The organism is Sorangium sp. So ce131 (assembly GCF_051519095.1).
Lineage (GTDB): Bacteria > Myxococcota_A > Polyangia > Polyangiales > Polyangiaceae > Sorangium.
On sequence record NZ_CP150455.1, the window covers coordinates 996,260 to 1,009,264 of the forward strand.

At 74.4% G+C, this 13,005-nt stretch carries 7 protein-coding genes; 1 reads left to right on the plus strand and 6 read right to left on the minus strand.

The features are described 5' to 3' along the window. Positions 1-21: 21 nt before the first annotated feature. Entirely contained in the window at positions 22-2,958 is a 2,937-nt protein-coding gene (locus tag WMF43_RS03725) for a tetratricopeptide repeat protein (protein ID WP_437677548.1), read from the minus strand. A 390-nt stretch (positions 2,959-3,348) separates the two neighbouring features. Here WMF43_RS03725 and WMF43_RS03730 point away from each other — a divergent pair, with 390 nt between their 5' ends. Further along, positions 3,349-5,058, plus strand: coding sequence for a peptidoglycan DD-metalloendopeptidase family protein (locus WMF43_RS03730; RefSeq protein WP_437677549.1), 1,710 nt, complete (start codon positions 3,349-3,351; stop codon positions 5,056-5,058). A 21-nt stretch (positions 5,059-5,079) separates the two neighbouring features. Here WMF43_RS03730 and WMF43_RS03735 read toward each other — a convergent pair whose 3' ends face one another. The 5 genes from WMF43_RS03735 to WMF43_RS03755 all read right to left on the minus strand — a co-directional run bounded on the left by WMF43_RS03735 (position 5,080) and on the right by WMF43_RS03755 (position 12,829). Continuing rightward, positions 5,080-6,120, minus strand: coding sequence for a hypothetical protein (locus tag WMF43_RS03735; RefSeq protein ID WP_437677550.1), 1,041 nt, complete (start codon positions 6,118-6,120; stop codon positions 5,080-5,082). Continuing rightward, on the minus strand, positions 6,113-7,342 hold the full coding sequence (tyrS, locus tag WMF43_RS03740) for a tyrosine--tRNA ligase (RefSeq protein ID WP_437677551.1): 1,230 nt from the start codon (positions 7,340-7,342) through the stop codon (positions 6,113-6,115). The genes WMF43_RS03735 and tyrS overlap by 8 nt, the downstream gene beginning before the upstream one ends. A 134-nt stretch (positions 7,343-7,476) precedes the next feature. Continuing rightward, positions 7,477-7,821, minus strand: coding sequence for an HU family DNA-binding protein (locus WMF43_RS03745; RefSeq protein WP_437677552.1), 345 nt, complete (start codon positions 7,819-7,821; stop codon positions 7,477-7,479). Between the two features lie 135 nt (positions 7,822-7,956). After that, a complete protein-coding gene (locus tag WMF43_RS03750) occupies positions 7,957-10,356 on the minus strand; it encodes a hypothetical protein (protein WP_437677553.1) in 2,400 nt (799 codons plus the stop codon). A 1-nt stretch (position 10,357) separates the two neighbouring features. Then, positions 10,358-12,829, minus strand: a complete 2,472-nt coding sequence (locus WMF43_RS03755; protein ID WP_437677554.1) for a hypothetical protein — start codon at positions 12,827-12,829, stop codon at positions 10,358-10,360. Positions 12,830-13,005: the final 176 nt, after the last annotated feature.

Sequence of the window (13,005 nt, forward strand, 5' to 3'; positions counted from 1 at the left end):
TCTCACGGAGGCGAGCGTGCATCAAGGCGGGAGTGGGTGCGCCGACAGCCATGCTTCGATCTCGGCGATGTCTCTGGCCATCTCGCTGCCGCCGCCCCGTGCCACCTCGAGCGCGTCGGCCGCCATGGTGCGCGCCCGCTTACGATCCCGGCCGATTTTCCACAAGGTGTCTGCCACCTGCCCCCGGATGCTCACTCGAGCGCTCCGCCCGATGGAGTAAGAGTCCGTGATCGGGCGCGACTCTGCGATGGCGAGCGACCGTTCCAGGAACGGCAGGCCCTTCTCCGGATGCCCTAGCCTGTCGTGCGCCTGCCCGAGCACGACCAGGGTATTGGCGAGGTCGGGGTGATCCGGGCCGAGGAGCTTCTCCTCGATCGGCAGCGCCCGCTCCGCGCACGCGAGCTGCTTGTCGACCTCGTGAAGCTCGCCGTAACTGATGGCCATGTTCTTCAGGATGTAGACCATCTCCGGGTGCTCCGCGCCCACCGCCCGCTCCTGGAGCTCTCGCGCGCGCTGGAGCAGCACGATGGCGTCGCGCGGGTCCCTGTGCAGGTTCGATAGAGCGATGAGCGTCTTGATCAGCACCGGGTGGTCCGGCCCGAAGGCGCGCTCCTGGATGGCGAGGGCGCGCGAGGTGAGCGGGATCCCCTCGGCGCTGCGCGCGGACATGTACAGGATGAACGAGATCGCGTTGAGTGATGCCGCGAGATCCGGATGGTCCGGGCCGAGGAGCCGCTCCTGGATGGCGAGCGACCGCTGCGCGAGCGCGAGCGCCTCCGGGTACCGCTCGAGGTTCGACAGCGCCCTGGCGAGGCGGCCGAGGGTCGTCGCCACCGTGAGGTCGTCGGCGCCGAGGGCGCGCTCCTGGAGGGCGAGCGCCTGCTCGAGATGCGGGACGGCCTCGTTCGCGTGGCCCTCGTCGAGGAGGAGCTTGCCCAGCACCATCAGCCGATCCGCCGACACCAGCGGAGCGTCCCCGATGCGCTCCAGCGTCGCTTCGGCGAGATCCGCCCAGACGTGCCCCTGCGGGTGGCGGCGGAACATCAGGCCATGGACATGGGCCAGCGAGAGGCAGGCCCTCGCCGCGACGATCTGGTGTCCGCTGGCCTGGGCCGACGTCAGGGCGCGGTACAGCGACGGCTCCGCCCGCGCCCCGTCCTCCAGCTGGATGTCGGCGAGCGCGACGGCCATCCACGCCTCGGCCTCGAGCGGCCTGTACGAGAGGGACCTCGCCTCGTCGGCGACCTTCTGGGCGAGCGCCCGGCTCTCTGCGTACCGGCCCGCGGCGAGCTGCGCGGCCGCGTCGGCGAGCTCGCCGCGGGCGCCCTCGATCCGCGCGCGGGCCGCCGGATCCCGGGGCGGGCGCACGGGCGCGGTGAGCGCCTCGGTCGCGGCGCACTCGTCGAGCGAGGGGAGCCGATCTGCCGCCTGCGCGGCGCGCTCCACGACCGCCCTGTCCGCGCTGGTCAGCACGCCGGTGAGCGCGCGCAGCGCCTCTCGGCGCTGCGCGAGGCACGCCATGCGCAGATCCAGGAGCTCGCCGGACTGCTCGCCCCGCACGTGGGTGGCCTCGCAGGCCTCCGTGTGCATCCGGACCCAGCCCTTCGCGTAGCGATCGACGAGCGCCTCGGTCGCGGACCAGGCCGCCTCGGCAAAGGGCGCTCCCGTCGCGAGGAACGCTGCGCGGAGCTTCTGCCGTCGAGCGTCGTCCCAGGCGCCGGCCAGCCGCTCCTCGGCGTGCGCGCACATCTCCTCGCCCCGATCTCGCCGCCCCAGCGTGAGCGCTCCCGCCGCGAGGATGGCCGTCACGCCGAGGGCCCCGAGGGTGAGGCGGCGCCTCCGCAGGGACGTGTTCCGCCGTTCCAGATCGCCGAGCAGGGCGAGCATGGAGGGGTACCGGCGCTCCGGCCCGATGGACAGGCCGCGAGCCAGCGGGCCCTGCAGCCACGACGGGATCCGGTCGCCCCGCGGCGGCTCGCGGCCTCCTGGCCCACCCTGCCGTTTGAGGTCGGCCACCGTGAACGGACGCTCGCCCTGGAGCGCCTCGTAGAGGGCGACGCAGTACGCGAACTGATCGCTGCGCGTGTCCGCCCGCGTCCCTCGCCACAGCTCCGGGGCCATGTACGCCGGCGTCCCGAGCAGCGCTCCCGCCTCTGTCCGCGTCTCCGCGCTGGCCGGCAAGGGCCGGACGGGGTGCTCGGGTCGATCGGGCGCCGCCGCGCCGGCCGCGGTGACCCGCACCAGGCCGAAGTCGGTCACGCGGGCGCGCCCGTCCTTGCCGAGGAGCACGTTGTCCGGCTTGAAGTCGCGGTGCACCAGCCCGGCGGCGTGCGCGACCGCGAGCCCGCGCCCGGCCTGGAGGAACAGCTCCAGCACGGCGCCGGGCGTCCGTCGCTCCGCGCGCATCCACTCGCGCAGCGTGCCCCCCTCGATGAACTCCATGGTGAGGAAGACCTGCCCGTCGAAGCGGCCCGCGTCGAACACCGTGATCACGTGAGGGTGGGCCAGCCGGGCCAGCGCCTGCGCTTCCCGCAGCAGCCGAGAGGCGGCCTCCTCGCGTGCCCCGCCGGGGAGGCGCTCGCGATGGACCAGCTTCAGCGCGACGCGGCGGTCGAGCTCCGGGTCGTACGCCGCGTAGACGACCCCCATCCCACCGGCGCCGACCGTGTGGAGCACCGTGTAACGCCCGATCCGGCTGCCGGCCGTGAGGCGCGGCGGCGCGCTCTCCGCTCCGGCGGCGTCCAGGAAAGGCGGCGCTTCCGCCGTGGCGTCGGCCTGCGCCGCCGTCCAGCTCGCCGCGTGGCCCAGGGCGGCCAGGAGGCGGCGGCAGTCCTCACAGGCGTCGATGTGGCGAACGGCGGCGTCGCGCTCTCCTGCGGAGAGCTGCCCGCGGCCCAGGGCGTCGAGGGTATTCTCCTCAAGGCAGCGGATCGGCTGTCTTCCCGCGACGCTGTCCATCAGGACTCCTCCGATCCTCCCAGAGGACTCTAGGCGGGAGGGCGACGGCGCTGTCACAAAAAGGAGGCCGGGCGAGGTGGCCGTGGACGTGTCGTGCTGTGGCGTCGACGCGAATGCGGGGAGCGGAAAAATTCAATGGTGTTGCCGCCTCACGGGAACCCTCTCCGGGCAAACAACGGCGTGGTCCGTGGCGTGGCCCGCTCGCCCTCGCGGCGCTCGTTCCGGGGGTGACGATTTCGGTGCGACATCCGGAGGTGGGCACTGTCATCCGGGCAATCAGGCGCCGCTCGGCGCGCGCTGCCGTCGCGCGCCGCCGGCGCTTGCAGGGGTGCAGGTCCGCCGCGCCGCGGCCTCGCTGCCCGAGACACCGTAAACCCATGAGGCTTCCCTATGCGATCTCGCTCATCGTTCCTCGTCCCCGTTGCCGTCCTGTCGATGCTGTTCGCGTGCGGCGGAGAGGACCTGGAATCCATCGCCACCTCGCAGGACATGCTGACCACCCCGGCCACCGGCGCCCTCTCCAAGCCGGCGGGCCTCACGCTCGTGCCGCCGTGGGCGTCGGGCGTGCAGCATACGATCACGCGGGCCTACGGCGTGGGCGCCCACATCCACACGAACGAGTCGACAAGGACGAACGATCACCATGCGCTGGACTTCGATCTGAGCTTGAATGAAGACGTTTACGCGGCCGCCGACGGTCAGGTCGTGTTCGCGGGCAGGGCGACGGGCGCTAACAGCTTCGCGAGCTTCGGGAACATCGTCTTTATCCGGCACACGGTGGGGGCCGAGCAGTATTACTCGCTGTACGCGCACCTCTCGAGCGTCGCCGTCGCCACGGGCGCAACGGTCACGACGAACACCCGCCTCGGCGGGGCCGGGAACTCCGGTTCCGGCGAGTCGTCGACCGTTGGTACGTTCGGCGTGCATCTCCACTTCGCGCTCTACAAGAACGCGTCGTTCCAGACCCTGGAGACCGCGAGGGGGCCCTACGGCGGTCAGGCGGTCGTGCCGGAGGTGTTCGCGAGCTGCACCAAGAACGGCAGCGGCACCTGCGAGAACCTCGCCTTCAACGACCGGCTGACGCGTGGAGGCACCGGCACCACCAGCGCCAGCACCACCAGCGCCGGCACCGGGGGCGGCGGCGGCGCGGGGGGCGGCGGCGGCAGCGGCGGCGCCGGGGGCGGTGGTGGTGCGGGGGGCGGCGGCGGTGGCTGCGGCTCCACCTGCACGCAATGCGTGCTGACGCAGCGGACCGACATCTTGCCGTTCTACCAGTCGAACGGCTGGGACACCTCGTGCGGCAACCGCGACAGCATCGTCGGCAACTGGTGCGGCATCGATCCTGCGAGCTGCGGCGCGGTGAAATCGGGCAGCTGCGCGTCCAGCTGCGGCGGCGGCGGCTGCGGATCGAGCTGCACGCAATGTGTGCTGACGCAGCGGACCGACATCTTGCCGTTCTACCAGTCGAACGGCTGGGACACCTCGTGCGGCAACCGCGACAGCATCGTCAGCAACTGGTGCGGCATCGATCCTGCGAGCTGCGGCGCCGTGAAGTCCGGCAGCTGCGCGTCCACCTGCGTCGCCTTCGACCCTCCCCCCCAGCCGACCCTCTCGAACGCGCAGATCGAGGCGGTCTCCACGCCGCAGTTTGGGCGCATCGACGGCTTCGGCCCGTACGGCGGCTGGGCGTTTCACGCCTCCTATCCGCGCGCCGGCAACTCCGGGCTGGGCCAGCGCTTCGGCTTCTACTCGGCGGGGGCAGCCGAGACGGTCGGGCAAGTGCTGAGCGCGCGCTTCGCTGCGAACCGGGTCTACACGTTCCGGAGCTACGCGCAGGGCGGCGGCGACAACGTGGGGACCGTGCCCTACGAGATCGGCTATGCGTCGACCGACGGCGTGCTCTCGTCCTTCCGGCTCCTGGCGCGCCAGGTCCAAACGACCGGCGCCGGGTGGGCCCGGACGGGCGGCGTGATGTACCGCACCGGCAGCACCGGCGCAGAGCTCGGAAAGCAGATCATCGTCCGGCTCGGCGACGGCGCCGCGGGCGGCTCCAGCGACATCTGGTTCGACAACCTGGAGATCGTCTCGGCGGCCCCCTGACGGCAAGCGAGGCGCAGGCGCCTACCTGAGCATCTCCTGGAGCCGGTCGCCCGTCGCCGCCGCGAGCCCGCGGGCGAGCGCCCGCGGGTTCAGCTCGACCGCGACCGCCACGGCGTCCGGCGCGTGTGTGGCGAGCGGCGGCTCGACCGGCGCGTCGAGGCCGAGCAGGTGGCCGAACGAGCCGTGAGCGAGCTCGTTCCAGGCCGAGAGCAGCTCCTCCGACGCGGCCTCGCCGCTCGTCGAGAAGTCGCCCGCCACGGCGATCGCGAGCGCGATCCCCTCGCGCACGCTCGGCCTCGCGGCCGCGCCGACCGCCGTCGCCGCCGCGAGCAGCCCCCGCGCCCCGCGCGCGAGCTCCCCCTCGAACGGGCCCGGCGCGAACGCGCGCACGGGCGCCGGGCCGAGGCGGTCCGAGAGCGCGCGCAGCGGTCCGCCCGAGAGCGCCGGCGGCGCGCGCCGGAGCCGGCCGAGCGCGTACAGCGACGCGACGCGGGCCGGCCCGCGCTCGCCGCTCCCGCCGTCCTGCAGGCCGACGACGTCGGGGCCGAGCAGCACCAGCGTGTGCGGCGCCGCGCCGATGTCGCCCGACAGGCGCACGACGTCGGGGCGCTCGGACGCGCGCCGCTCCTTGCCCGTCAGGCGGCGCCGGAACAGGCGCTCCAGCGCCCGCGGATCCCCGCTGTGCCGCGCCAGGTAGAACGTGACGTCGCCGCTCGCCCCCGCGTAGGACGCGATCGCGGCCTCGCGCACCTGCCGCAGATCCACGCCCGTCGCGCGGGCGTGCCGGGCCAGGTTCTCCTCGGGCGCCACGAGCGCGATCGACGGGATGAGCCACGGCACCGCCGCGATCTCGCGCGGCCGCGCGAGGACCAGCCACCTGAGCCCCGCCTGGGGCAGCAGGCGCGTGAGGTCCGCCGTGCCGAGCGGCGGCAAGGGCGGGCTCGGCCGCCGGGCGGGCGGGGGCGCGCCGCCGCACGAGGGCAGCGCGGCGCCCAGGGCGCAGGCCAGGAGGCCGCCGAGCGCGCCGCGCCGGCTGCGCCCTCGATCGGGCGCGTCAGCCAACGACCAGGTAGGCGAAGCGGCGGTTCTTCGAGCCGACGCGGACCAGGTATCGCTTCCCACGCTCCAGCTTGGCCTGGTCGTCCTTGACCACCTCGCCGTCGAGGTGCACGGCGCCGCCCTTCACGAGCCGGATCGCCTCGGACGTCGACTTGGCGAGGCCGGCCAGCGCGAGCGCCTTGCCGATCGGGATGGTGTCGCGATCGCTCGCGACCTGGATCTCCTCGATGACCTCCGGCAGGCCGCCGGCCGCGACGCTGCGGCGCCGCTCGAGGGCCGCGCGCGCGTCCTCGGCGGAGTGGAACCGGGTGACGATCTCCTGGGCGAAGCTCTCCTTCACCTCGATGACGCTCTGCTCGCCGCGGAGGACGGCCTCGCGCAGCCGGGCGACCTCCTCGGGCGGGCGCGACGACAGGAGCTCCATGTACCGCCAGATGACGCCGTCATCGACGAGCATCAGCTTCTGCAGCATCTCGAACGGCGGCTCCGTGATCCCGACGTAGTTGTCCGCGCTCTTCGACATCTTGGCGCCGACGACCTTGCCGTTCTCGACGCGCGCATTTGTGCCCTCGAGGAGCGGCGTCGTCATGACCATCTGGGCGCGCTTGCCGTAGCGGGGCATCAGGTCGCGCGCGACGAGCAGGTTGAAGAGCTGATCGGTGCCGCCGAGCTCGATGTCGGCCTCGAGCACGACCGAGTCGTAGGCCTGGAGGAGCGGGTACATGAACTCGTGCACGTAGATGGGCCGCGCCTCCGCGTAGCGCTTCGCGAAATCGTCGCGCTCGAGCATGCGCGCGACCGTGTACTTCGCGCAGAGCTCGATCATCTGGGTCGGATCGAGCCGGTTCAGCCACTCGGAGTTGTAACGGACCTCGGTCCGGTCCCGGTCGAGGACCTTGAACGCCTGGGCCTGGTACGTCTCCGCGGCGGAGACGACCTCCTCGCGCGAGAGCCGCGGGCGCAGCTCGTTCTTGCCGGTCGGGTCGCCGACCATCGCCGTGAAGTCGCCGACCACGAAGACGACGGAGTGCCCGAAGTCCTGGAACTCCCTCATCTTCTGCATCACCACGGTGTGGCCGAGGTGGAGATCGGGGCGGGTCGGGTCGAAGCCGGCCTTCACGCGCAGGGGCTTGCCCTCGCGGAGCCGCTCCTCGAGCTCGGCCCGGACGTGGAGGTCGACGACACCCTTGCAGAGAATCTCGAGCTGACGTTCGGCGGGGACCATGGGGGCCCGCTTCTACCGCGCAGCGCAATCGCCCGCCAGGGGGCGGACGCAAGGAAGGAGGGGGGCGGCGGACCGGAGCGCGCCGCGGGCCGGCGACGCGCCGGGGGCGTGCGGGCCCGCGCCGCGTCCTCCATTCATTCGTCTTCGCTCTCGTCGTCCTCGTCGTCCTCGTCGTCGTCGTCGCCCGAGATGGCGTACGCGCGGCTGGCGTTGACGAGCTCCTTCAGCTCCTTGCCGACCTTGAAGAACGGGAGCCGCTTGGCGGGCACGGGGACAGGCTGGCCCGTGCGGGGGTTCCTGCCGCTGTAGGGCTTGTAAGGCCGGACCGTGAAGCTGCCGAAGCCGCGGATCTCGATGCCTTCGTTGCGCTGGAGCGCCTGCGTCATCGCGTCGAAGACGCAGTTCACCACGAGCTCAGCTCGAGCCTTGGTGAGCTCTCCCCGTCCCGCGATCGCGTCGATGAGCTCGCTTTTGGTCATGGTCCATCTCCCCCACCCGAGCGGGACCTGCCGCCGGCGCTCGACTTGCCGCTTGCTTCGACTCGGCCCCGGGGAGCGCGCCGGTCCAGGGCCGCATGACAACAGAATCCTTTGAAAAGCTCGCATGTTGCGGGACTACTGGTCAACCGAATTCCCGCCGGCGATCGCCACCGCGTCGAGCGCGAAGAGCCCCTCGATTTCGCGGCGGACTCGGTTTTCCTGCGGCGCCGCGGCGCCGACCGCGCCGGCCGCGGCTGCGCCGCGAGCAGCTTTCCAGCGCGCCAGCTCGAGCTCGATCTCGGCGGCGCGCTCGGGGATCGGGCGCGGCGGGAGCTCGACGCAGGTGAGCGGCGCGCCGGGGGTGCCCGGCGGCGCCGGCTCGACCCGCCAGACATGGAGCAGGGCGCCGTCGACGATCAGGCGAACCTCGCCCGCGCCGTCGCCCGAGGCCGCCACGCGCGGGCGGATCCTGGCGCCGCGGAGCCAGCGCGCCGGCAGGCCGACACGCACGACGGCGTCGCCCGCGGCGGCGGCGTCGCCCGCGGCGGCATCGCTGCCCGCGGCGGCGGCGTCGCCCGCCGCGGCGTGCACCGCGAGGAGCCGCCCCCCTCGGGCGCACGTGCCGCTCGCGTACTCGGGCAGCGCCCAGGCGCCGCGCTGGGCGCGCGGCGGCCACAGCGACTCGCCCTCGACGACGGCCTCGCGGGGCGGGGCGGCGTCGAACGAGAGCGGCGCGATCGAGGCCGAGGCGAGGCCGCCGCCCTCGGGGATCACGAAGCGGTAGCGGTAGGCGGGGGGGCGCCCGAGGGCCTCCCACGCCATCCGGTCGAGCGCGTCGCCGCGGTAGCGCCGCACGGCGAGCTCGCCCGCCGAGGGGTGGAAGCCGAGGTTGAAGCCGTGGTCGGTGTCGACGAACACGAGGCCGCGCCGGACGCCGGCGCGCGCGACAACGGCGGGGTCGAACATGGGCAGGCCGCCCTCGCGATCCCGGAGCGCGGCGTGGTCGAAGCCGGCGCGGAACGCGAAGCCGGCGAGCGGGAGCGCCGCCGCGAGCAGCGCCCACGGCGCAGGACCCGGCGCGACGCGGGCGGCCCGCGCGCGCTCCACCGCCGCGACGACGTAGACGACGGCGACGGCGGCGAGGGCGTGCTCCACCGGCAGCACGTCGGCGAGGAAGCGAGCGCCGCCGCCCGGGTAGTTGCCGTCGAAATAGAACGGGGCGTAGGCGGCGATCTGGAAGAGCGGGGCCAGCGCGAGGGCGCGCGATCTCCGGCTCCGGAGGGCGATCGCGGCGCCGACCACCACGAGCAGCGCCAGCGGCTCGGCGTTGAGCGCGTCGACGAGGTGGAGCTTCAGGCGGCGCAGCGTCGTGCCGGCGGCAGCCAGAAAACCATATCCTTCCGCGAGGTTATGGCGGACGAAGTCGCCGTGCTCGCCGAGGCAGCCGATCCCCTCGCCGAAGCCGTACCGGAAGCAGCCGGGAGGGCCGTCGGCGACGGCGTAGTAGGCGGCCTGCGACGACGCGAAGGCGCCCGTCGCCGCGCGCTGGTGCGCCGCGAGCAGCGCCAGGCCGGGGAGCGCGCCGAGCGCCATCACCGCGGCGATCCGCCCGAGCCGCGGCCGCGGCGGCGGACCCGGCGCGGGGCCGCGAGCGCCCTCGGCCGCGCTCCTCGGCACGAGGAGCAGCAGCGTCGCGGCGAGGGCGAGCGCGCTCGGCGGGCGCGTCGCGGCGAGCCATCCCGCGGCGAGCCCGGCGAGCGCGGCGGCGCGGCCGGCCGGACCGGTCCACGGCGACGGGGCGCGCGCGGCGGCGGCCGCGCAGGCGTGGTCGAGCGCGCGCCGCGTGGACGCGAGCGCCACGGTGAAGCAGAGCGCCGCGAGCCCGTGCGACATCGTGTCGGCCGTCTGGTAGCGGAGCGCGGCGCACAGCGCCGAGAAGAGCGCCGCGACGAGCGGGACGGAGGGGATCCGCGCGGCGTCCTCGCCGGAGGAGGCCGGGCGCGCCGGCGCGAGCCGCGCGGCGAGGTCGTAGGTGGCGATCGCGAGCGCGGCGGCGAGCAAGGGGCCGACCGCGAGCGGCGCCCCCGCGAGGAAGCCCAGCGCGAGGAGGGCGGGGTACCCCGGCGGGAACAGGACCGCGACCTCGGCCGCGCCGTCGCCCTGGCCCGCCGCGTCGCGGCGGACGAGGAAGCGTCCGAGCACGGAGGCCGACGGCTCGTCGAGTGGCCATGCGAGGTGCCCCGCCGCGATCGCGCGCGCCTCGAGCCAGTAGCTCGTCGCATCGATGATGCGGGGGCCTCCGCGGAGGTAGACCGCGACGTACGCGGCCGAGATCAGCGCCGCGGCGGCCGCGAGGGCCGCGAGGGCCGCGGCCGCTGCGAAGCCCGGGGCCGCGCCGGAGCGGGGCGGGGGAGGCCGCCGCGGCGGAGCGGGCGAGCGGCCGCGGCGGAGGAGCCAGGCGCCGGCGAGCAGCGCGGCGAGGGAGAGCGCGAGCGCGATCCACTGGGCGGGGTCGCGGGGGAGGCCGGCGCGCACGTCACGGCCCGGCGAGCGGGCGCGCCTCGAGGCGCGCGGCGCGCTCGAGGATCCACACGTGGTGGTCGGCCCAATCGCCCTCGACCGAGGTCAGGGTGAGCGTGAACGTCTCGGGCAGGTCGTCGGGCAGGTCGAGCGAGGCCTCGGTCCAGCCGTCGCTCTCGCGGATCGCGAGCTGGCCGAGCTCTCGGCCGTCCGCCGCCGCCCGGATCACGGCGGGGCGCGACGCGGCGGTGCGGACCACGAGCCTGCCGCCGCCCGCGCGCGGGGCGCGCAGGCGGGCGGCCTCGCTCCTGCCGCCCGGGATGATGCGCCCCGCGTCGAAGCGGTCGCGCCCGGGGTCGCGCGGGTCCGGCAGGACGCTGAAGACCACGAAGCCGGCCTGCGGCCGCGGGAACGTGTAATCGTGCTCGCGCTCGCTCACGAGGTCGGCGACGTCGAGCTCGTCGACCACGCGCTCGTCGGCGCGCAGCGACGCCGGCCCCTCGCCGCGCGCGAGCGGGCTCCAGTCGGCCCGGTAGATGACCTTCTCGGCGCCGCCGCAGATCACGTTGCCGACGACCGGGATGCCGACGATCCGCTGGCCGAAGATGGCCGGGAGCTCGCCCCACCAGGTCGGGTAGATCGCCAGCACGTCGGGGCGCTCCTCGGGGGCGATGCGCTCGATGAGCTCCAGGGAGGCGCCGAGGCCGTGGACGCCCGCGCGCGCGAACGGGAGGTCGTGGTAGCCGCCGAGCCCGATGAGGTCGAGCCCGGGCCGGTCGGACGCGTAGAGGAGCGCGCCCGCGTCGCCCACGAGGACGCGCCGCACGTTGAGCTCGGCGAGCACCTTGCCGGCGACGAGGTGCTGGTCGCGGATGTTGCGGCTGGCGCGCCCGAAGAACCAGATCTGGTCGCGCATCCTGGGCAGCTGGTGGACCCAGAAGAGCGCGGCGAGGGCGAGGCCGAGCGCGACCCGCGCCGCCCAGGGGACCAGCGCGCCGCGACGCCCGATGGCGAGGGCGGGGCCGCCGGGGGCGGGGCCGCCGGGAGCACGGCCGCCGAGGGCGCGGCCGCCGAGGGCGCGGCCGCCGAGGGCCCGCGCCACGGCCGCGAGGCGCGCCCAGCGCCCTGCCGGCGCCGGGGCCCCGGGCGTCTCCGGCGCGCGCTCCGCGGCGGCGCGGGCCTCGCTGCCCGGCGCGGTCCGCGCCACGAGCAGGGCGAGCCCCATCGCCGCGAGCAGCAGCAGCCAGGCGACGGCGGGCATCGTGTAGCGCTCGTTTTGCCAGCGCACCTGGCCGTTCAGGGCGACGAGCGCGAGCCAGCCCGCGACGTGGATCCACAGCAGCGCCGCGATCGCGCGGGTCTTGCGGAAGGCGAGGGGGACGAGCGCGAGGGCGGGGACGATCCAGCCCCAGGGGAGCGCGTCCGCGAAGTGGTGGTTGGTGTTCCGCGCGACGACGTACGTGAGGAGAAACTCGTAGGTATTCCACTTCTCCTCGGCCGTCATGTACGGGTTGTTCAGCGCGAGCTTGGCGATGGCGCCGCTCGCCGCCCACTCGCCGGTGAACGCGCGGTTCGCGAGCGCCTGGGCGACGCACGCGAGCGCGCCGGGCACCGACGCGCGGAGCAGGGTCGCGAGCGCGGCGCGCGCGCCGTAGGCCCTCCGCACGGCGAGGGCCGCGTACACGCTCAGCGCCGCGACGCAGACGACCGACTCCGGCCGCGTCGCGTAGAGGAGCGCGCCGGCGAGCCCGGCGGCGTACCCGAGGCGGGCGACGCGCCTCGGCGGCGCTGCCGCGCGCCCGGCGTCGCCGGCCTCGCGCGCCGCGTCCGCGAGCGAGAGCGCGGCCAGGGCGTTGAGGGCCCAGACGCCGAGGTGGAAGGCGTTCTCCATGCCGCTGAACAGCGACCAGTCGAGCGCGCCGACCGAGAGCGCCACGGGCGGCAGCAGGTACTTGGCCCAGCGCCCGATGGGCTCCAGGATCCGGCCGCCGACGAGCAGGAAGCCGAGCGTCGAGGCGCACGCGACGATCGCCGCCCACTGCATCAGGAGGAGGCCGCGGAAGCCGATGACGTAGCCGAGCGCGAGGATGAACGGGTAGCTCAGGCTGGTGTTGCCGCTCGAGAAGCCGTTGCCCTCGGACCACTGGAACGGGTACCCGCGCGCGGTGGCGCGGGCGTAGTCGAAATGGATGAAGACGTCGTCGAGCGGCGCCGACCACATGCCGCCCGTCTGCCGGTGCATCGAGCCGTAGAACGCGACGGCGGCGTAGAGGACACAGGCGCCCGCGTAGACGGAGAACAGGATCGGGTCGACGCGTGGCCACGCGGCGACCAGACGATCGAGCCGACCGGGGGGCCCGGCCCGGTTTGTGTCATGGGCGGCTGCCGCGTCGGGTTCGGCCGTGTCGGCGGCTTTCGGCCGAGACGGCAGCGGCGCACCACCTTCCGGCGGTGCAGGGGGCACGGGTTCGGCGCGGGACGGTGACACGCGGCTCTTTTACACGAGTTCCCACGCGCTGGACCGACGGAGCCCCTGTCCACGGCCAACCGGGCGAACTGTTCCGACTGTACGTGCCGGACGCGCCTCGCCGTCAATTCTGGAAGTGAAATCTCCAGAGTTGAAAGGTGTCGGAGGTCTCCTTAAGCAAATCCACGCGAAACCAG

Excerpts from the sequence above, each read along its gene's own strand:
- WMF43_RS03725 (WP_437677548.1), bottom strand. The coding sequence starts at position 2,958 with ATGGACAGCGTCGCGGGAAGACAGCCGATCCGCTGCCTTGAGGAGAAT.
- WMF43_RS03730 (WP_437677549.1), top strand. The coding sequence starts at position 3,349 with ATGCGATCTCGCTCATCGTTCCTCGTCCCCGTTGCCGTCCTGTCGATG.
- tyrS (WP_437677551.1), bottom strand. The coding sequence starts at position 7,342 with ATGGTCCCCGCCGAACGTCAGCTCGAGATTCTCTGCAAGGGTGTCGTC.
- WMF43_RS03745 (WP_437677552.1), bottom strand. The coding sequence starts at position 7,821 with ATGACCAAAAGCGAGCTCATCGACGCGATCGCGGGACGGGGAGAGCTC.